Below are 19,860 nucleotides of genomic sequence, written 5' to 3'. Positions count from 1 at the left end.
GACGTGGCGGACATGAGCGCGAGCACCCCCTCCGAGCCCCTGGGCGCGGGGGCCTCCGGTGCGCCGGCCGACCCCCCGGCCGACCCCGTGCCCGACCACGACGTGCGCGCGGTGCTGGCCATCACGCCGTTCCGCCGCCTGTGGCTCGCGCTGGGCCTGTCGAGCTTCGGCGACTGGCTCGGCCTGCTCGCCACCACCGCGCTGGCCGCCGCGCTCCCGCAGACGCCCGCGGCCAAGCTGCTCGCCGTCTCCGGCGTCTTCATCCTGCGCCTGGCCCCAGCCGTGTTCTTCGGCCCCCTCGCGGGCGTGGTGGCCGACCGCCTGCCGCGCCGCTGGACGCTCGTGTACGGCGACGTGCTGCGCTTCCTGCTCTTCTGCTCCATCCCCCTCGTGGGCACGCTGTGGTGGCTGTACGTCGCTACGGTGCTGGTCGAGGTCGTTGGCCTGTTCTGGATGCCGGCCAAGGACGCCACGGTGCCCAACCTGGTGCCGCGACGCCGGCTCGAGGCCGCCAACCAGCTGAGCCTGGTGGTCACGTACGGTTCGGCCCCGCTGGCCGCCGTCGCCTTCTCCGGCCTGTCGCTGGTGAGCGGCATGGTGGACGGCGTCGTGCCGCACTTCCAGGGCCACCCGACCTACCTGGCGCTGTACGTCGACGCGCTGACCTACCTGGTGTCCGCCGCGGTGATCTGGCGCCTGGACTTCCCTGAGAAGGTGTCGCACGCCGAGCGTCAGGAGTCGATCCTGCGCACGGCCGTCGAAGGCTGGAGGTACATCGGCAGCACGCCGCTCGTCCGCGGCCTGGTGCTCGGCATGCTCGGTGCGTTCGCTGCGGGCGGCTTCGTCATCGGCCTGGCCCAGAGCTTCGTCGGCGCGCTCGGTGCCGGGCCGCCGGGCTACGGCGTCCTGTTCGGGGCGGTGTTCGTGGGCATGGCGGCGGGCATGTGGATCGCACCGCGGCTGCTCGCGGAGTTCTCGCGCCGGCGGCTCTTCGGCCTGTCGATCGGTGCAGCCGGTGGCTGGCTGGTGCTGATGTCGCTGGTGCCGAACATCGCGCTGGCGGTGTTCTTCACCCTGGGCCTGGGAGCCTGTGCCGGCGCGGCGTGGGTCACGGGCTACACGCTGCTCGGGCTGGAGGTTGGCGACGACGTCCGCGGCCGCACGTTCGCGTTCGTGCAGTCGATGGTGCGCGTCGTGCTCATCTCCGTGCTGGCCATCGGCCCGGTCGTGGCGGCGGGGTTCTCGAAGGGCCTGGGCCTGCCCCACACCGTGCACCTCACCGACGACGTCAGCCTGACCTACACCGGGGTGATGGCCACGTTCCTGCTGGCCGGGCTGATCGCGATGGCCATCGGCCTGGTGGCGTTCCGCCAGATGGACGACCGGCCGGGTGTCTCGTTGGTCACTGACCTGGTGCAGGCGATGCGGCAGCGTCACCTGCACCACCCGCCGGCCCGGCGCGACCCCTATCCGGGGCGCTTCGTGGTCTTCGAGGGTGGCGACGGCGCCGGCAAGTCCACCCAGGTGCGGCTGCTGGGTGAGTGGCTCCACGAGCAGGGCTACCGCGCGCGGCTCACGCACGAGCCCGGCGCCACGCCCGTCGGCCACCGGCTGCGCGAGGTGCTGCTGCACGGCGAGCCGCTGACCGCCCGAGCCGAGGCGCTGCTGTTCGCCGCCGACCGCGCCCACCACGTCGAGAGCGTCGTGCGCCCCGCGCTCGAGGACGGCGAGATCGTCGTCAGCGACCGGTTCGTCGACTCCTCCGTGGCCTACCAGGGCAGCGGTCGTGACCTCGGGACGGCCGAGGTGGCGCAGCTGTCGCGCTGGGCGACCCAGGGCCTGACGCCCGACCTCACCGTCGTGCTGGACGTCGAGCCGCACGAGGGCCGCAGCCGGCGCGGTGACGAGCACGACCGGCTGGAGTCGGAGTCCGACGAGTTCCACGGCCGCATCCGCGAGCGGTTCCTCGAGCTGGCCCGCCGTGCGCCGTCGCGGTATCTCGTGCTCGACGCGGCGCTGGACCCGCAACACCTTCACGAGCAGGTCGTGGCGCGGTTGCAGGGCGTGCTGCCCGAGTCGCCGGTGGCGCGCGCGGCCCGCGAGGAGCGCGAGGCGCGTGAGGCCGCGGAGCGGGCTGAGCGAGCGGCCCGCGAGGCTGCCGAGCGAGAAGAACGCGAGCGGCGCGAGGCGCAGGAGCGGGAGCAGGTTGAGCGCCTGCGCGCGGAGCAGGAGGCCCGCGAGCAGGCGGAGCGCGCCGCGCGCGAGGCCGTCGAGCGGCAAGAGCGCGAGCGGCGCGAGGCGCAGGAGCGGGCGCGCGCCGAGCAGCAGGCAGCCGAGCTGGCCGCTCAACAGGCAGCCGACGCCGCGCGTCGACGCGCCGAGGAGCGCAGCCAGGCCGCGCAACCGCTCGATCGAGCACCCGACCAGGCCGCCGATCGGCTCGATCAGACGATCGTGCAGGCGCCGGTCGACGTCACGGCGCCCTTGCCCAAGGTCACGGCGCCGCCGGCGTCGACCCCGGCGAGGAAGCCGCGGCGCCGCTCGCGCCGCGATCCGGACGTCGTCGCGCTCGAGGACGAGATCTTCGGTCTCGGGGAGCAGGACGACCGGTGAGCGTCTGGGACGAGGTCGTCGGCCAGCAGCCGACGGTCGAGGTGTTGACCCGTGCAGTGCAGTCGGCCCGCACCGACGGCGCCGCGATGACGCACGCCTGGCTGTTCACCGGCCCCCCGGGGTCGGGTCGCTCGATCGCCGCCCGGGCGTTCGCCGCCGCGTTGCTGTGCCAGGAGAACGAGGCGGGTTGTGGCCGGTGCCACGCCTGTCACACCGTGCTCGCGGGCAGCCACGCCGACGTGACGACGCTGCGCACCGAGGGCGTCATCATCAACCGGCAGCAGGCCCTCGACCTCATCTCGGTGGCTCAGCGCAGCCCGTCCGTGGGCCGGTGGCGCGTCATCGTCGTCGAGGACGCCGACCGGCTCACGGAGCACTCCGGCAACGCGCTGCTCAAGGCCATCGAGGAGCCGACCGCCCGCACGGTGTGGCTGCTGTGCGCGCCGAGCGCCGACGACGTTCTGGTCACCATTCGCAGCCGCTGCCGCCACGTCGGCCTGCGCACGCCGCCGCCGGAGGCCGTGGCCGCGCTGCTCGTGGAGCGCGACGGCGTCGACCCGCAGATGGCGGTGTTCGCCGCCCGGGCCGCGCAGAGCCACATCGGTATGGCGCGTCGCCTGGCCACCGACGAGCAGTCGCGGATCCGGCGGCGCGAGGTGCTGCAGGTGCCCTTGCGGCTGCGCAGCGTGGGCGAGGCCGTGCTGCACGCGGCCCAGCTGCTCGACACCGCGAAGGCCGAGGCCGAGGACGCCACGACCGAGCGCGACGCCCGCGAGCGCACCGACCTGCTCCGGGCTCTGGGCGCCGACCCCGACGCGCGCACCCAACCACTGCACGTGCGAGCTCAGCTCAAGACCCTCGCTGACAACCAGAAGCGTCGGGCGACGCGCTTCGTGCGCGACATGATCGATCGCTCGCTGCTCGACCTTCTCTCGCTCTACCGAGACGTCCTGGTGGTGCACGCCGATCCGGCCGCCGAGCTGGTCAACGCCGAGATGCGCCCGGACGTCGAGCGGCTGGCTCAGCGACTGAGCCCGGCGCAGGCGGTGCAGTGCATGGATGCCATCCGCGACGCCCGCGAACGCATCGGCGCCAACGTCGCGCCGCTGCTGGCGCTCGAGGCGATGGCCGTGCGTCTGCGGCTGCCGGCGTGAGCGCGAGGTACGGTCTGGTGACGGGCGAGCGGTCCGGTGGCCGAGGTGCCCCGGCGAGGGGACGGGCAACCATGGTGCGAGGCAAGCGCAGGGTCTTCGCAGCCCTCGTCACCGCTGCGGCGCTGGGCCTCGCGGCCTGCTCAGGCGGCGACGCCGAGTCCGCCGACCCGTCGCGCAACCCCAACGCCGCGACGGTGTCGGCCGCGCCCGTGCCGAGCGGCCTCGACCGTTTCTACAGCCAGAAGCTGTCGTGGCGCGGGTGCGGCGGCGACTTCGAGTGCACGAAGCTCACGGTGCCGGTCGACTACGCCGACCCGGGCGGCGCGACGATCGAGCTGGCCGTCATCCGGCTTCCGGCCGGCAAGTCCGACCAGCGGCTCGGCTCGCTGGTGATCAACCCGGGCGGCCCGGGTGGCTCGGGCGTCGACTACGCGCGGGCCGCCCGAGCCGTCATCAGCGACGCCGCCCGGCGCAGCTTCGACGTCGTCGGGTTCGACCCGCGCGGCGTCGGCGAGAGCGCACCGCTGAAGTGCCTCACCGACGCCCAGACCGACCAGCTGCTCGCCGCAGACCCGACGCCCGACACGTCCGCGGAGATCTCCAGCACCGTCGACCTCTTCAAGCAGCTCGCCCAGCGCTGTGAGGCCGGCGGGGGAGAGCTGCTCGCCCACGTGAGCACGCCGGAGGCCGCGCGCGACATCGACATCCTGCGCGCCGCGCTCGGTGACAAGCGGCTGTTCTACCTCGGCAAGTCGTACGGCACGTTCCTGGGCGCGACGTACGCGCAGCTGTTCCCGCGCAACGTCGGCCGCATGGTGCTGGACGGCGCGATCGACCCGTCGCTCACCGCAGACGAGGTCAACCTCGGCCAGGCGAAGGGTTTCGAGCAGGCCACGCGGGCATTCGTCGCCGACTGCGTGAAGCAGCGCGGCTGCCCGGTGGGCACCGACGTCGACCGCGGCATGCAACGGCTGCGCGACCTGCTGTCGTCGCTCGACGCGCAGCCGCTGCCCACGGGCGACCCCGGGCGGCCCCTCACGGAGGGTTGGGGGAGCCTCGGCATCGCCGTCGCGATGTACGACCAGGGCTACTGGCCGACGCTGCGCGCGGCGCTCGACCAGGCGTTCGGCGGCAGCGGCGCGGCGCTGCTGCAGCTCGCGGACGCGTACGCCGACCGCAGTGGTGACGGTCACTACACGTCCAACCAGAACACCGTGATCTACGCCGTCAACTGCCTCGACCGGCCCGACCGCGGCGGCCTGGCCGGCGTCGAGCAGTCGCTGCCGCGTTACGAGAAGGCCGCGCCCACCTGGGGTGCCTTCCTCGACTGGAGCCAGCTGCCGTGCGCGTACTGGCCGGTGGAGGGTGACGGCCACCCCGAGAAGATCGCCGCCCCCGGCAGCCCGCCGATCGTCGTCGTCGGCACGACGCGCGACCCCGCCACGCCGTACGAGTGGGCGCAGGGCCTGGCCCAGCAGCTGTCCGACGGTCATCTGGTGACCTACGAGGGCGACGGCCACACCGCCTACATGCGGGGCAGCCGGTGCGTCGACAAGGCCGTCGACGCCTACCTGCTGCGCGGCACGGTGCCGGACGACGGGCTGCGCTGCTCCTGAGGCCGTCGCCCGCGAGGCGCACGTCGGGCCTGGTCCGCGCGAGGCGCCCGCGCCCCCTATACTCGATGCTCGTGCCCCCCTGGGGGCGCTGCCGCCTTAGCTCAGTCGGCCAGAGCGACGCACTCGTAATGCGTAGGTCAAGGGTTCGATTCCCTTAGGCGGCTCCATCCGAGCCCGGCCCTCCTCGACGGAGGGCCGGGCCCGCGCCGTCCCGCCCCGTACGCTCCCCTCGTGAGCACCCACCGCACCGCAGCCGAGATCGCCGACGACGTGCGCGCCGGGCGGCTGACGCCCGAGGCCGCCGTCGGGGCGGCGCTCGACCGGATCGCCCGGCACGACGCCGCACTCGGGGCGTTCCAGGTCGTCCGCGGTGAACGAGCACTCGCTGAGGCCCGGGCTGTGGCGCAGCGCCCCGACCTGGCCGACCTGCCCCTGGCCGGTGTGCCGGTGGCGGTCAAGGACAACGTGCCGGTGGCCGGCGAGCCGATGCGCGCCGGCAGCCTCGCCAGCCCCGAGACGCCACAGGCCGCCGATCACCCGGTGGTGCGCAGGCTGCGCGACGCCGGAGCCGTCGTCGTCGGCCTCACCCGCACGCCCGAGCTGTGCGTCTTCGGCGCCACGGACTCCGCGTTCGGCATCACCCGCAACCCGTGGGCCCCCGACCGGACGGCCGGTGGCTCGTCGGGGGGCACCGCGGCTGCGGTGGCGGCCGGTCTGGTGCCGGTGGGTCACGGCAACGACGGCATGGGGTCGATCCGGATCCCGGCCGCCTGCTGCGGCCTCGTCGGCATCAAGCCGGGCACCGGCGTCGTCCCGGCGGGTATCGGCGCGAACGACTGGTACGGCATGGCCGAGAACGGCCCGCTCACCACCACGGTGCGCGACGCCGCCCTGCTGCTGTCGGTGATGGCCGGGCGGCCGGACCTCGCGGACGTCGACGAGCCGGCGACGGCGCTGCGCGTGGCCGTGTCGACGACCTCGCCGGTGACGGGTGCGCGGCGCGACCGGCAGCACGTGGCGGCGGTCGAGCGGATTGCGGGCCAGCTCGCTGCCCAGGGGCACCAGGTGCGCCGCGACGACCCGCCCTACCCCGCCAACCCGCTGCCGGTGCTCGCGCGGTGGGTCGGCGGTGCCTCGTACGACGCGGACGGCCTCGACCGGTCACGGCTCGACCCGGCCGTCCGTGGCCACGCGGCGTGGGGTGACGTGGTGCGCCGGCGCGGACTCGTGCGGCCCGAGCAGCGGGCGGCCTTCCGCTCCCGGCTGGCGGACTTCTTCGCACGCACGGACGTCCTGGTGACACCGGCCCTGGCGACGCCGCCCATCGCGGCAGCCCGGTGGGGGCGGCGGGGCTGGCCCCGGGTGTTCGCCGCGAACGTCCGCTACGCGCCGTACGCCGCGCCGTGGAACTTCGCCGGCTACCCCGCGATGACCGTGCCTGCGGGGATCCACCCGCGCACCGGTACACCGCTCGCGGTCCAGCTCGTCGGCCCGGACGGCGCGGAGCCGCTGCTGCTCGCACTCGCCGCGCAGCTCGAGCGGCTCGCGCCCTGGCCACGCACGGCGCCCGGCTACTGAGGCCCGCTGGGGGCGCGGCGCACGAACCACCACGCCAGGGCACTCACCGCAGCCACGCCGAGCGTGACGGCGGGGCGGACGGCGGGCGCCGCGTCGCGGTGTGACCGTCGCGTCCGGACGCCGCCCTGCGACTGGCTCGACAGCACGGAGCCGCCCGACTGGTGCGACAACAGCGAGTGGTTGGACTGGTAGCTCGCCAGTGACCCGAACGACATCCACGCGCCCGCGCTCAGGGCGGATGCCACCGAGCACACGCTGCCCGCCGAGGCGATCGAGCCGAGGCTGCCGATCGAGAGCACCGAGCCGTGCGAGGCGATCGACAGCAGCGAGCCGCGCGAGGCGATCGACAGCACGCTGTCGGTCGACCACGACGGCCAGTGCGACCGGAAGGGCCAGGGCACCTGCTGATCCTGCCCGACCCGCTGCGCGCTGTCAGGCAAGCGGCACGGCGAATCTGACAACGCGGCCGTCTGCGCAGGTCAGCGGCCCATCTGACGCGCCTTCGCGGGCACGTCCCTGCCGGACACCGCCGACGGCAGCCCAGAGTCGCTCCCGCCGGACCACGCCCCTCGGCGTCCGGCCCGTCGACTCCAGGAGGACCCGTGAAGATCCCCGCCCTGCTCGCTGTGCTGGCGCTCGCTGCGGGCGTCCCGGCAATGGCCGCGAGCACGCCGGCGGCCGCCAGCGACCTGCCCACCGTGAACATGGAGGCCACGGTGAAGGCCGCCCAGATCGACCCGCGCCGCGCCGACGACACCCTCACCTCGGGGGCGAGGGCCAGCGTGCTCGCCGTCGAGCAGGCGCTGCAGGCGAGACACCTGCTCGACGCCACCTGGGTTGACGGCTACTTCGGCAGCAAGACGGTCGAGGCCTACGGCAAGTACCAGCAGTCGTTGGGCTTCACGGGTCTCGACGCCAACGGGCTGCCCGGCAAGACCTCGCTGACGTCGCTCGGCACCGGGCGCTTCACGGTGACGCACCCCATCGCGCCCGGAGGCCGGGTGGCCCGTGACGGGTACGTCGTCGACGCCCGCACCGACGCGATGCTCAAGGAGGCGGAGTCCCTGCTCGGTCGCCGGCTGCGCCTCGACCAGGGCTCGTACAACCCGGGCGGCGACCCGACGTCCGCCGGTACGCACGATGGTGGCGGTGTCGTCGACATCAACGTCGACGGCATGACCTCGACCAGGCGCCGCACCGTCGCGAAGGCGTTGCGGCAGGTTGGTTTCGCCGCTTGGGTGCGCAGTCCGAGCCAGGGCAACTGGCCGTGGCACATCCACGCCGTGGCGATCAGTGACACCGACCTGTCGACGCCGGCCCAGCACCAGGTGGGCGACTACTACCTCGGCCTCAACGGCCTCGCCAACCGCGCGGCGGACGACGGCCCGCGCGTGGCGATCCACACCTGGGAGGAGTACCTGCGACTGCAGTGACCGCACCCGCTGAGCAGCACCACCAGCAGCACCCAGCACCTACGGAGGAACAGTGATGCACCACAGCACGCCACGGGCGGCCGTCCGCGGGCTCCAGCGCGCGCTCGCGCTCGTCGTCAGTCTCGTCGCCGTGGCGAGCGGGGCGGTCGCGTTCGCCTCGCCGGCGAGCGCGGCGGCTCGCGACGGCGCCTGCAACAGCGGCGAGTTCTGCTACTACTTCAACAGCAACGAAGCCGGCTCGATCTCGGACTTCACCGACTCCCTCGACGACTACGGCGCCACCCAGCCGTCGTGCTACGAGTTCAAGGGCGCCGGCAACGGTCAGGGCCTGTGCGTCAAGAACAACGCCGCCTCGGTGTGGAACCGCACGGGCAAGACGGTGCGCGTGTACTACAACAGCAACTTCGCGGGAGCCCACCAGGACTTCGCGCCGGGTGCGAAGGGCAACCTCAACGCGACGCTGAAGAACAACAACGCCTCGCACGAGCTGCTGTCGTCGGCGCCCACCGGCTGCAAGACGGACGGCACGAACACCACGCTGCCGAGCTCGATCCTCGTCTACCGCGTCAACCTGGGCCGGGTCGACCGCGTGGCGTTCAAGACCTACGTCAAGAACGTGCTGCCCAACGAGTGGGTCTCCAGCTGGCCGCAGGCGTCGTTGCGCTCCGGGGCCATGGCGGTCAAGAGCTACGGCTGGTACTGGGCCCTGCACTCGACGCGGCAGACCGCGTGGGGCGCCTGCTACGACGTCCGCGACACCACGAGCGACCAGGTCTACCAGCCGGGCTCCGCGGTGACGTCGACCAGCAACGCCGTCGATGCAACGTGGGGCACGCGGATGACCCGCAGCGGCAACATCCTGCAGGCGCACTACTGCTCGACGACGACCGCTTGCGGCGCCTGGGTCGACGGCAACTGGATGTCGCAGTACGGCTCGCGCGACCTGGCGAACGCGGGCAAGAGCTGGAGCACGATCCTGAAGCACTACTACAGCGGCATCACGCTCACGTCGTGAGCCCGGGGTAGCACGGACGTCGGCGGGGAGCGCTCCCGGATGGGGAGTGCTCCCCGTCGACGGCTCTATCCACGACGCCGATGTGCCGGTAACGTCCGGTTTGGTCTCACTCAGCGGGACCGAACGGACACGGAACGGCACCGAGGAGTGGTCGTGGGGGAGTCAGCTGCAGCGCGACGGGCGCGAGCGATCGAGGGTTTCGCCGCCGTGCTCGCCGAGCTGCGGGAGTCCGTGGGGACACCGTCGTTTCGCACCATGTCGGGGCAGTCGCACGCCATCTCGCACACGACCTTGCACGAGGCGGTGAAGGGCAACCGGCTGCCGAGCTGGGCGACCACCGTCGAGTTCGTCAGGGCCTGCGGCGGCAACCCGGCCGACTACCGCGACCGCTGGGAGGTGGCCAGTGCCGCCGTCGGGTGCGCCCAGGCCGGCCAGGCCAGCGCCCGGCGGGCCGTGGCGGTGGCGCACGGGCCGGCGCGGGCTCGGGCGCAGGTGGCCGCCACCGCGCGGGCGGGGGTGGGGGCCGGCGTCACCGTCGCGGTCCAGCCGCCTCCCGGGGAGCCACCGCAGCCGCCGTTGCCGGGCGAGCCGATGCCGCAACCGGAGCCCATGCCGCAGCCGGAGCCGATGCCGCAGCCGGAGCCCATGCCGCAGCCGGAACCCATGCCGCAGCCGGAACCCATGCCGCAGCCGGAGCCGCCTCCTGCGAGCCGCACGGGCCATCGCCGCAAGGGCGTGCTCGCCGGGGCGGCAGCCGGTATGGCGGTGCTGGTGGGTGTCGGGGTCGTCGCCCTGACCCAGCACGACGCGCCCGCTGCGCCGGCGGCGTCCGGCCCGACGGCTGCTGACTGCCCGGTGCGGCAACAGAACCCACCGCCCGCACCGCCGTTGCGCAGTGGCGATCGCGCTGCGTACGTGGCCGACCTGACGCTGCCGGACTGCTCGCACGTCGCCCACGGCCAGACCGTGCGCAAGGTGTGGCGGTTCAAGAACGCCGGGTCGGTGCCGTGGCGCGGCTACTCGCTGCATCGGGTCGACCTGCCGCAGCAACGCGGGCAGTGCCAGACCATCCCGAACGTCCCGGTGCCGTCCGCGGCTCCCGGAGAGCTCGTCGACATCAGCGTCGACGTGGCGACGCCGCCGTCCGCGGGCTTCTGCTTCGTGCGGTTCAAGATGGTCGACTCCGCCGGGCGGGTGGCGTTCCCGGGCAGCCGTCCGGTCAACTTCCAGGTGATCGTCGACTGAACCGCCCCCGCCACCCAGGCCGCTGCGGGGCCGCGCAAACCGGCCTGGGCGGCGGACTGGGGTGGTCAGTGCGCAGTGAGGCGGGCGCCGTGGCTGAACCGCCCGGCGCGGCGGTGGATGCGGTGGGGCCGACCGCGGCGGGGGACGACGGTCGGGCGCTCCACCTCTGCCTCGAGCAGCCGCTTGGCCGCGTCCACGAGCAGCAGGTACCCGACGACCATGGCGGCCATCACGGCCAGCAGCGTCGGCGGCGGGGCCACCAGACCCACCAGGTCGCTGAACGGCAGGTAGGGCAGCAGCACCGCCGCGGCGACGACCGCCACGCACGCCCCGGCCAGTGATCGACTGGGAGTGCTGCGCCAGAAGGGGTTTCGTCGGGTGCGGATCACGAAGACGACGAGCACCTGCGTGGCCATCGACTCGATGAACCACCCGGTGCGAAACAGTGGCGGCGCCGCTTGGAACAGCCCGAGGAGCACCGCGAAGGTGGCGAAGTCGAACAGCGAGCTGAGTGGCCCGAACAGCAGCATGAAGCGCCGGATCTGGGTCATGTCCCAGTGGGCCGGCCGAAGCAGCTGCTCGGCGTCGACGCGGTCGGTGGGGATCGAGAGCTGACCGGTGTCGTAGAGCAGGTTGTTCAGCAGGATCTGCGCCGGCAGCATCGGGAGGAACGGCAGGACGGCGGACGCCGCGGCCGCGCTGAACATGTTGCCGAAGTTGCTGGACGTGCCCATCAGCACGTACTTCATCGTGTTGGCGAAGATCCGCCGGCCACCCGCGATGCCGTCGGCGAGCACGTCGAGGTCCTTCTCCAGCAGGATGATGTCAGCCGCGTCCTGCGCGACGTCGGTGCCGCTGTCGACCGAGATGCCGACGTCGGCCGCGTGCAGGGCGAGGGCGTCGTTGACGCCGTCGCCGAGGAAGCCCACGGCCTGCCCCTGCTCGCGCAGCGACCGCACGATCCGCGCCTTCTGCTCGGGGGTCACGCGCGCGAAGACGTTGGCCTCGCGCACGGTGCTCGCCAACGCTGCGTCGTCCAGGGCGTCGAGGTCGGCGCCCGTCACCGCGACCGGGGACGGCAGGCCGACCTGCTCGCACACGCTCTGGGCCACCAGCGGGTTGTCACCGGTGACGACCTTCACCGTGAGCCCCAGGTCGGCCAGCCGGTGCAGGGCGGTGGACGCAGTGGCCTTGGGCTGGTCGAGGAACACCAGGAAGCCGTCGAGCCGCAGGTCTCGCTCGTCGTCCTCGCGCAGCGCGGTGGTGCGCTCGGCGGGTCGCGACGCCACGGCGACGAGGCGGTCACCAGCACGAAACCGTTGCTCCACGGTCGTTCTCGCGTCGGGTGGCAGCTCGACGCACCGCGTCAGCACCGTCTCGGGCGCCCCCTTGGTCACCAGCCGGACCTCACCGGCCTGCTCGATCAGGACGCTGGTCATCCGGCGCTCGTGGTCGAACGGCAGGTCCGCCAGCCGCACCGCGTCCGGGGCCGGGGCCGCCGCCGCGCACAGGGCGGCGTCCAGGGCGTCGACCGTGCCTGCGGCCGCTGCGCCCTCATCGGTCGTGACGCACAGCCGACCGCGGCGCAGGGCCACCTCACCCGAGTGCTCGTCCCCGTCCGCTCCGAGCGCGGCGACGAACGAGATCCGGCCGTCGGTGAGCGTGCCGGTCTTGTCCGTCAGCAGCACCTCGATGTCACCCAGGTCCTCGATGCACACCAGGCGCTTCACCAGCACCCGCAGCTGCTCGAGCTGCCGCGCGCCCATGGCCAGGCTCGTGCTGACGACGGCAGGCAGCAGCTGCGGCGTCATGCCGACCGCGATGGCGAGGGAGAACAGCACGGCCTCGATCAACGGGCGGTGCAGCGCCAGGTTGGCGATGAGGATCATCACCGTCAGGACGCCGGCCACGCGCAGCAGTAAGCCGGAGAAGTGCCGCAGTCCCAGCTGGAACGCCGTCTCGGGCTGGGCGTCCCCGAGGTCGAGGGCGATCCGGCCGAACTCGGTGCGGGCCGCCGTCGCGACCACCACCCCGGTCCCTGAGCCCGCGTGGACGACGGTGCCCATGAGAGCGCAGGAGCGGACGGCGACCAGCTGGCTCTCGCGCACGGCCGCCACCTGCTTGGTCACCGGCATCGACTCGCCGGTCACCAGGCTCTCGTCGCACTCGAGGTTGTCGACCGCGAGCAGCCGCAGGTCGGCTGGTACCACCTGGCCCATCGACAGGCGCACCACGTCGCCCGGGACGAGCGCCGTGACGTCGACCTGGGCCAGCGCGCCGTCGCGCAGCACGGGGGAGGTGTGGCGCATGCGCTCGTGGAGCGCTTCGGCGGCCCGGGCCGCGCGGTACTCGTTGGCGAACCCGAGCCCGATGCTGGCCAGCAGGATCAGCGCGATGATCGCCGCCTCGGTCGTGCTACCGAGCAGCGCGGCGACGGCGGCGGTGCCGGCCAGCAGGGCCAGGAGCGCGCTGCGCAGCTGGCGGCCGAGCACCTGCCACCAGGCGACCCGGTGGGTGCGCACCGCGTTGGGGCCGTAGCGGATGAGCCGGGCGGCGGCCTCGGCGCCGGTCAGCCCACCCTCCCGCGAGTCCAGCTCGCGCAGCACCTCGTCGACGGGAGCGCGGGCGGCGTCGAGCGCGGTCAGGGCACGCTGGTCCGCGCCCGCCGAGCTCTGCTGGGCGACGCTCACGCACCCATCGTCGGAGGACGCGCGACGAGCGAGCCCGGACCTTGGTCCTGCGGTCAGGGCAGGCGAGCCAGCAGCAGCGTGACGTCGTCGTCCTCGGCCGCTTCCATGGCGTCGACCAGCGCGGGCGCCTCTTCGTCGAGGTTGCCCAGCGGCAGGTGCGACTGCACGACCGATCGCCACAGCCGCAGCCGGGCGTCGATCGACTCCGTCCGCGTCTCGACGAGCCCGTCGGAGCACAGGGCGATCACCGACCCGGACGCCATCTCGACGCGCACCCCCGCCGGGCGCAGACCCTGCGAGCTCCAGCCCACCCCCAGCGGCGGCACCTGCGGCGCCGTCACCAGCTGCACCTCACCCACCCACGGCGCGACGAGGGCCGGAAGGTGCCCGGCGCTGTAGAGCTCGAACGCGGTGGCTGCGGGGTCGACCACGGCGAGCGCCGCCGTGGCGAGCGGGTCCCCGGGAGTGGCGAGCAGCATGCGGTCGAGGTCGCTCAGCAGCTGGGCGGGGTCGCTCTCGTGCAGGGCGAGCGTCGACAGCGCGGTGCGCAACCGGCCCATGGTGGCGGCGGCCTGGATGCCGCTGCCCATGACGTCCCCGACCACCAGGCAGACCCGCCCGTCGGCGAGCGTGAAGGCATCGGCCCAGTCGCCACCGACCTGGGCTCCGATCCCGGCCGCGCGGTAGTGCAGCCCGATGCTGACGCCACCCACGTGCCGGGGCACCTCGGGAGCCAGTGCACGCTGCAGCGTGAGCGAGGTGAGCCGCTCGGCGTCGTACAGGCGGGCGCGGGCGAGGGCGGCGGAGTGCTGCGCGGCGATGGCGACCAGCGTGGCCTGGTCGGAGGCGTCGAACGACTGGGTCTCGGTCCAGCCGAACCGCACGACGCCGAGCAGGTCGGTGCCGTAGCGCAGCGGGAGGTAGGCCCAGCTGACCTCACCGGCGTCCAGCGACGCCTTCACTTGTGCCGCAGCGGGTTCGCTGCCCACCTGCTCGTCGAAGTCGTCGGTGGAGGTGATGAAGGTCGCCGCGCCTGTCTCGAGGACGTGGCGCACGGCCGGCCAGGCGGTGGCCGGCTCGCTGAGTGGCTCGGACCACCGGGACTGCAGGCCCTCGTAGCCGCGCTGGTAGACCTCGAACGTGCGGTCCTCGACGAGGGCCACGACGGAGCCGCGGGCCTTGAGCGACCGGGCCGCGACCACCTGCAGCGACGTCAGGACCTGCTGGACGTCGAGCGCCCTCGCGAGCGCCTCGGCGCAGTCGCGCAGCGCCTCGGTGCGGGTGCGGCTCGTGACCTCCGCGGTGACGTCGGCCACGGAGCCGATCCACTCGAGCACCGGGGACGTCGGGTCGCCCGGGCTCTCGTGCACGGCGGCGGCACGGGCCTCGACCCAGCGCCATCCGATGCCGCTGCGCAGCCGGTAGGTGCAGTCGTACGGCGCGCCGCTGTGGACGCTGGCGAGCCAGCTCTGGCGCACCCGCTCCCGGTCGCCCGGGTGGATGTCGTCGAGCCAGACCCACCCGAACGTCGAGGCCGACCCGGTGAGCCGGCGCCACTGCACCATGTCGGTGATGACCTCGCCGCCCGCGTCGGCGCGGAAGACGTCGAGGCTGCCGGTCTCGACCAGCGTGCGGTAGCGCGCCTCCGACAGCGTGAGGTCGGCGGCCACGCGCTCGCGTTCGGCGTGCAGCCGGGCCTTGGCGACGGCCGAGCCGGCCCGGCGGCCCAGCTCGACGGCGAGCTCGACGTCCTCCGCGGTGAGCTGACGGCCGTGGGTCGCCACGAGGGTGAGGACGCCGAACGCGCGGCCCTCCGCCTGCAGCGGGACGGCGATCGCGGACGACATGCCGAGGCTGCGCAGGATGTGCAGGTGCTCGGCGTCACGGGCGGAGTCACGCAGGAGGTCGTCACCGATCTCGGTGAGGTGCATGACGGCGAGGTCGTCGATGATGTGTGCGCGCGCGGGGTCGTCGGAAGGCTGGGGGTAGCGGTCCTGCAGCTCGCGGGCCAGCGCCACCATGGCCCGGTCGCGGTGCGCCACGGCGACCTGCCGCGGGCGGCCCTCGTCGGTCTGCAGGTCGACGGCGCACCAGTCGGCGAGCTCGCCGATGGCCAGGTCGGCCACCTGCTGCAGCACGGCCTCGAGGTCGAGCGGGGTGTCGATCAGGGTCGAGACGCGCGCCAGCAGCTCCAGCCGTCGCTGCGAGGCCCGCGCCGCCTGGCGGGCGACGTTCTCGGCGGCCCGAGCGGCGTCGGACTCCAGCTCGGCGACACGTCGCTCGGAGACGTCCTGCACCACGCCGACGACCACGCGGCCGTCGTCGGTGTCGACGACGTTGCCGTAGGCGTGCATCCACCGCAGCGCGCCGTCGTCGCGCCGGCGGATGCGGTACTCGTGCTCGAAGGGCCGGCCGTCGTCGATGGCCCGCTCGAAGGCCTCGCGCAGGGCCGGGGCGTCGTTGTCGTCGACGACTCCGTGGAACCCCTCGACCTCGGCGGCGCCGCCCGGCTCGTAGCCCAGCAGCTCCAGGAGGTTGGCGTCGCAGTCGGCTCGGCGGCGGGCCGGGTCGTAGACGTAGGTGCCGAGATGGGCGGAGCGCAGGGCGAGGTCGGCCCGCACGTCGTGCGAGGGCAAGCGGCCACGCTGCTCCATGCCCATCCTTCCTCGTGACCCCTGGACACGACACGGCGTGCGAGTCGAACCCTAGTCGTCCCGAGGCTGGTACGGCGAAAGGGCGCGAGGCTTTCACCCGCGCGGGCGGACCCTCGTCACACCGTGCTAGCTGCTGCGCGACCGCCGCGTCTCGCGGTCGTTGGCCTTCTCGATGGCGTCGACCAGCTCGGACTTGCTCATCGACGAGCGCCCGGGCACGTCCAGGCGCTTCGCGAGGTCGTACAGGTGGGCCTTGGTGGCGTTCGCGTCGACGCCGCCCTTCGACGTCCCGCCGCCGGTGCGCCCGTGGGCGGCCCGGCTGTCGGAGGGCCCGTGGTGGTCCTTGGGCTCCCAGTGGTCGCCGACCTTCTCGTGCGTGTGCTTGAGCGCCGAGTAGGCCACGCGGTGCGCGCGCTCGCCGTCGCCGTACTCCTCGGCGGCGCAGTCGTGGGCCTGAGCGAAGGTGCGCTTGGCCTTGTCGTCCGATCGCTGCAGGGTGCTGGGCAGCTCGCTCTGCTTGGCTTTGCCGCTCTGGGTCGCCTTCGGCATGAGTCCTCCTCGACAGCGGGGTTCTTCCACTGTGGCCGCGCCGGAGAGCGGGCGCATCCGGGGCGGCCTTGACAGGGCCGCTGAGCAGGCGTTGAGTTAACACGAGAATGTTCGTGAAAACTAGGGAGAAGACCATGCCCACTGCCGCCCGCACCACCGCCACGACACCGGAGTCCATCGCCCGCGACCGGGCAGCCGTGCTGCGGCTGCCGACCTTGCAGCGGCGACTCGACGTCGCTCTCAGCGCCTTGCACGCGGCCTGCCACGACACCCCGGCCGACCAGGCGCGAGCCCGGTTCACCGCCGTCACCCAGGCGTACGACGAGCTCGTGGCCGCCACGGAGGCGGGCTACCGCGTCGCCGTCGGACCCACGGCGGGGCACGCCCGGGCGAGCGTCGTGCGGGCCCGCGAGGGGGTCGAACCCGGGCGGTGGCAGCGCGAGACGCAGCGCCTGCGCACCGAGCGCCAGCGCCACCTCATGCGGCCGTGCCTCGTCGTGCGCGAGCCCGTCACCCTGACCGCCCCGTCCTACCAGGCGTTCGGACCGCGGATCGCGGGCATGGTGTCGTGACGCAGCGCTGACCGGCTCAACCGACGGCTTCACCGAAACCCGGTGCGCGCAGCCGGGGTGCAGGAGCACCCTGTCGGCATGTCCGAGATCGCCGGGGCCGCCCAACCTGCCCAGCCCGCCCAGCCCGCCCAGCCCGCCCAGCCCGCCCAGCCCGCCCAGCCCAGCGCGCCGCGCCGTGCGAGCCGTTGTGACCCGGCGGTGGTGCGACGGCTGCGGACGGCGGTGCACGGCCCGGTGCTCGTGCGCGACGCCGACGACGACGCCGCGCTGCAGCTCGAGGCGGCCGCGTGGAACCTCGCGACGACCCACCGCCCCACGGTCGTCGTCGGCGCCACGTGCGCGGCCGACGTCGTGGCCGCCGTCCGGTTCGCGCGCGCCGAGGGCCTCGCGGTGGCCGTGCAGGGCACCGGCCACGGCGCGTCGTCGCCGTTCTGCGACGGCGTGCTGGTGACGACGCGCCGGATGGCCGAGGTCACCGTCGACGCCGAGCGCCGCACGGCCCGCGTCGGAGCCGGTGCGGTGTGGCGCGACGTCGTGGCCGCTGCGGCGCCGCACGGGCTGGCGCCACTCAGCGGGTCGGCGTCCGGTGTGGGTGTCGCCGGCTTCACCCTCGGCGGCGGCATCGGCCTGTTGAGCCGCAAGCACGGTTTCGCCGCCGACCACGTGCGCTCGCTCGACGTCGTCACCGCCGACGCGCGGCTGCGCCACGTCGACGCGCGCACCGAGCCCGACCTGTTCTGGGCGCTGCGCGGCGGCAAGGGCTCGTTCGGGGTGGTGACCGCGCTCGAGCTCGACCTCGTCGAGCTGCCCGAGCTCACGGCCGGCGCCATCGTCTACGCCGGCGAGCACGCCGCCACCGTGCTGCACACCTGGCGCGAGTGGTGCGGCAGCCTCACCGACGACACCTCGACGTCGGTGGCGCTGCTGCGGCTGCCGGACGCGCCGATGGTGCCCGAGCAGCTGCGCGGCGTGCTCACCCTGCACGTGCGCGTCGCCCACCTCGGTGCGCAGGCGGAGGCCGACCGCCTGCTCGAGCCGCTGCGCTCGTGCGCCCCCTCGCTCGTCGACGACGTCGTCGCCCGGCCCTACACCGACGCCGACGCGGTGCACCGCGACCCCGTCGACCCCTCGCCGTCCTGGGAGCTCGGAGCGGGCCTGACGGCCCTCGACCGCGACGCCGTCGACGCGCTGCTCGCGGTGGCGGGCCCAACCGCCCGGCTGCCGCTGGTGGTGGTCGAGCTGCGACTCATGGGCGGTGCGATGGGTCGTGAGCCGGAGCGCCCGAACGCCGTCGCCGGCCGCGACACGGCGTTCAGCCTCATGACGATCGGCCCGGGGGTGCCGGCCCTGCGCGACGCGGTGCCGGCGGCTGCCCGGGCGGTGCACGAGGCGCTCAGCCCCTGGCGCTCGCGGACGACGCTCACCAACTGGCTCGGTCACCTCGATGACCGCGAGGCCGTCTGCGCCAGCTGGACGTTCGACCAGCAGGCGCGCCTGCGCGCGACCAAGACGCTCGTCGACCCGTGGGACGTCTTCAGCCACGGTCACAGCGTCCTGCCGAGCGTGAGCGCGGCCGACCTCGCCGACACCGAGCTGCTCGGCGAGCCCGACCGGCTGGGTGCACCCACTGCGGTCGGCGCCCGCTACTGGGACGTCCACCAAGCGCGCTGGGCGCGCCGGCGTCAGCGCTGAGCCAGCAGCCGCTGCGCCTTGCCCTGCTTGTCGACGTACATCGCGGCGTCCGCGCGCTCGATGAGCTCCTCGAGTGACACCCCGGAGCCCGGGTCGCGGCGCGCCGCGCCGACGGACACGCCGAAGATCGGCCGCCCCGCGACGTCGTCGAGGGTCGCGCGCAAGCGGTCGGCCAGCACGCGGACGTCGGGCAGCGCGTCGGGCATCAGGACGCAGAACTCGTCGCCGCCGAGGCGCGCGCACACGTCGGACTCCCGGACGCTGAGGCGCAGCGCCTGGGCGGTCTGCTGCAGGGCGAGGTCCCCGGCGGCGTGCCCCAGCTGGTCGTTGACCTGCTTCATCCCGTCGACGTCGACGAAGACCACCGTGACCGCGCGCCCGGCGCGGTCGGCGGTGAGCACGGCGTTCTCGCCGAGGTGGAGCAGCCCGCGGCGGTTGTGCAGGTGGGTCAGGGGATCGACCAGCGCGAGGTCACGCAGCTCGGCCCGTGCGCTGGCCAGCTGCAGCAGCTGCCGGCGCCGCACGAACAGCACGAGGTTGCTCAGCGCGGTGGCCGACAGCAACGCGAAGGCGAAGTGCACCCACTCCTCGTTCGTGCCCGGCGTCGCCTGCGAGACGGCGACGGCCACCCACCCCGCCAGGGCGGCTGCCTCCAGCAGCAGGGCCCACGGCCACGACAGCATGAGCACGCCCACGCCCACGACGACGAGCATGACGTTCGTGGTCTGCCGAGCCTCGCCGGTCTGCGCCAGCAACCCCACCGTGTTGTAGATGACCACCGAGCACGCCAGGGCCCCCGTCGCGTGCGGACGCCGGCTCGACCACCGCCAGCGCGGCGCACCCCACGCGAGCGCCGCGAGCATGCCGCTCGAGACCAGGCAGTCGGCGGCGTTCGTGAGGTCGTGCGCACCGTCAGCCGAGAACAGGAACGCCATGCCGTACACGGCGTAGAGCGTCGCCAGGGTCAGCGCCACGGGCCGCAGCGAGCGCACCACGACACCACCGAGCGAGTCGTCGGTGTCGAGAGCGGCAGCGGTCACACCTTCGTA

14 protein-coding genes and 1 tRNA gene are annotated in these 19,860 nt (G+C 73.8%); 10 read left to right on the top strand and 5 right to left on the bottom strand.

Features of this window, described 5'->3' with window-relative positions:
- The first annotated feature begins 12 nt into the window (after window positions 1–12).
- From tmk to ASD06_RS15305, 5 genes are all read left to right on the top strand, one after another.
- The gene (gene tmk / locus ASD06_RS15325; RefSeq protein WP_082538107.1) at window positions 13–2,613 is read left to right on the top strand and encodes a dTMP kinase; all 2,601 of its coding nucleotides are present in this window, start codon (window positions 13–15) and stop codon (window positions 2,611–2,613) included.
- Window positions 2,610–3,767, top strand: a complete 1,158-nt coding sequence (locus tag ASD06_RS15320) for a DNA polymerase III subunit delta' (RefSeq protein ID WP_056679623.1) — start codon at window positions 2,610–2,612, stop codon at window positions 3,765–3,767. The genes tmk and ASD06_RS15320 overlap by 4 nt, the downstream gene beginning before the upstream one ends.
- A 71-nt stretch (window positions 3,768–3,838) precedes the next feature.
- Window positions 3,839–5,383, top strand: a complete 1,545-nt coding sequence (locus ASD06_RS15315; protein ID WP_056679620.1) for an alpha/beta hydrolase — start codon at window positions 3,839–3,841, stop codon at window positions 5,381–5,383.
- A 90-nt stretch (window positions 5,384–5,473) separates the two neighbouring features.
- Window positions 5,474–5,550: transfer RNA gene (locus ASD06_RS15310), tRNA-Thr, on the top strand.
- A 64-nt stretch (window positions 5,551–5,614) separates the two neighbouring features.
- Window positions 5,615–6,961 carry an amidase gene (locus tag ASD06_RS15305; protein ID WP_056681047.1) on the top strand — a complete coding sequence of 449 codons (1,347 nt, stop codon included), beginning with the start codon at window positions 5,615–5,617 and terminating at the stop codon, window positions 6,959–6,961.
- Here ASD06_RS15305 and ASD06_RS15300 read toward each other — a convergent pair.
- Window positions 6,955–7,362, bottom strand: a complete 408-nt coding sequence (locus ASD06_RS15300; protein WP_056679617.1) for a hypothetical protein — start codon at window positions 7,360–7,362, stop codon at window positions 6,955–6,957. The genes ASD06_RS15305 and ASD06_RS15300 overlap by 7 nt on opposite strands.
- Window positions 7,363–7,617: 255 nt before the next feature.
- On the opposite strand from ASD06_RS15300, the gene ASD06_RS15295 reads away from it, so the two are divergent.
- The 3 genes from ASD06_RS15295 (at window position 7,618) to ASD06_RS15285 (ending at window position 10,654) form a co-directional block, all read left to right on the top strand.
- Window positions 7,618–8,394, top strand: a complete 777-nt coding sequence (locus ASD06_RS15295; protein ID WP_056681044.1) for a peptidoglycan-binding protein — start codon at window positions 7,618–7,620, stop codon at window positions 8,392–8,394.
- Window positions 8,395–8,449: 55 nt separating this feature from the next.
- Window positions 8,450–9,409, top strand: a complete 960-nt coding sequence (locus ASD06_RS18610) for a peptidase inhibitor family I36 protein (protein WP_082538197.1) — start codon at window positions 8,450–8,452, stop codon at window positions 9,407–9,409.
- A gap of 153 nt (window positions 9,410–9,562) precedes the next feature.
- Window positions 9,563–10,654: an NBR1-Ig-like domain-containing protein gene (locus ASD06_RS15285; protein ID WP_157371750.1), complete on the top strand. Its 1,092-nt coding sequence runs from the start codon at window positions 9,563–9,565 to the stop codon at window positions 10,652–10,654.
- 65 nt (window positions 10,655–10,719) lie between these two features.
- Here ASD06_RS15285 and mgtA read toward each other — a convergent pair whose 3' ends face one another.
- From mgtA to ASD06_RS15270, 3 genes are all read right to left on the bottom strand, one after another.
- On the bottom strand, window positions 10,720–13,344 hold the full coding sequence (mgtA, locus tag ASD06_RS15280; RefSeq protein ID WP_056679611.1) for a magnesium-translocating P-type ATPase: 2,625 nt from the start codon (window positions 13,342–13,344) through the stop codon (window positions 10,720–10,722).
- A 53-nt stretch (window positions 13,345–13,397) separates the two neighbouring features.
- Entirely contained in the window at window positions 13,398–15,998 is a 2,601-nt protein-coding gene (locus ASD06_RS15275) for a SpoIIE family protein phosphatase (RefSeq protein WP_056679607.1), read from the bottom strand.
- A 126-nt stretch (window positions 15,999–16,124) separates the two neighbouring features.
- The gene (locus tag ASD06_RS15270; RefSeq protein WP_056679604.1) at window positions 16,125–16,547 is read right to left on the bottom strand and encodes a ChaB family protein; all 423 of its coding nucleotides are present in this window, start codon (window positions 16,545–16,547) and stop codon (window positions 16,125–16,127) included.
- Window positions 16,548–16,681: 134 nt separating this feature from the next.
- On the opposite strand from ASD06_RS15270, the gene ASD06_RS15265 reads away from it, so the two are divergent.
- Together ASD06_RS15265 and ASD06_RS15260 are read left to right on the top strand one after the other, a co-directional pair.
- Window positions 16,682–17,119: a hypothetical protein gene (locus ASD06_RS15265; protein ID WP_056679601.1), complete on the top strand. Its 438-nt coding sequence runs from the start codon at window positions 16,682–16,684 to the stop codon at window positions 17,117–17,119.
- Window positions 17,120–17,197: 78 nt separating this feature from the next.
- Window positions 17,198–18,811, top strand: coding sequence for an FAD-binding oxidoreductase (locus ASD06_RS15260; protein WP_082538105.1), 1,614 nt, complete (start codon window positions 17,198–17,200; stop codon window positions 18,809–18,811).
- On the opposite strand, the gene ASD06_RS15255 is transcribed toward ASD06_RS15260, so the two are convergent.
- Window positions 18,802–19,851, bottom strand: coding sequence for a diguanylate cyclase (locus ASD06_RS15255; RefSeq protein ID WP_056679598.1), 1,050 nt, complete (start codon window positions 19,849–19,851; stop codon window positions 18,802–18,804). The two genes, ASD06_RS15260 and ASD06_RS15255, sit on opposite strands and share 10 nt — an antisense overlap.
- Between the last annotated feature and the right edge of the window lie 9 nt (window positions 19,852–19,860).

The sequence above is a fragment of the Angustibacter sp. Root456 genome, assembly GCF_001426435.1.
Classification (GTDB): Bacteria; Actinomycetota; Actinomycetes; order Actinomycetales; family Angustibacteraceae; genus Angustibacter.
Note: the sequence above shows the minus strand (reverse complement) of the source record. Positions and strands in the feature narration are given on the sequence as shown.